The sequence below is a fragment of the Haloferax sp. Atlit-6N genome, assembly GCF_003383195.1.
GTDB classification, from domain to species: domain Archaea; phylum Halobacteriota; class Halobacteria; order Halobacteriales; family Haloferacaceae; genus Haloferax; species Haloferax gibbonsii.
Map to the genome: position 1 here is coordinate 1 of NZ_QEQJ01000249.1, position 487 is coordinate 487.

1 pseudogene is annotated in these 487 nt (G+C 69.4%); it reads left to right on the forward strand.

The features are described 5' to 3' along the window. Positions 1 to 487, forward strand: a pseudogene (locus DEQ92_RS23630) (hypothetical protein); the annotation flags it as partial.

Genomic DNA, 487 nt, shown 5'->3' on the forward strand with positions numbered 1-487 from the left:
GCCGCGGGCGCTTTCGACGCGCCCGACTTCGCCGTCGGACTCGAACTCGAGGGCTACGTCGTCGACGCCGACGGCCGACTCGCGGCCGCCCCCGAGAGCCTCTTCGAGATCGACGGCTGTAGCCGGGAGCTCGGCGTCCACAACGCCGAGATGCACACTGCGCCGGACGTCGTCTCCGACGCGGGACTCCGCCGGCAGTACGACGAACTGCGAGGAATCTACGACGACGTCCAGCGCCACCTCGGCGAGTCGGACCGCCGCTTCGTCCTCGATGCGATGTGGACTGTGCCGCCCGAGTCGGGCACGCGCCAGTATCTCAGCGCGGGGACGGAGACCGACGGGATCTTTCTCGCCGACAATATGCGCCCCGTTCCCCGGTACGTCGCCCTCGATCAGAAAATCCGCGCGGCGAACGGGGGACGAACCGAACTCGGGCTGCCCGGCTACGACGACGCCCGCTCGATGCTCGTCGAGTCGCTGGCGACGT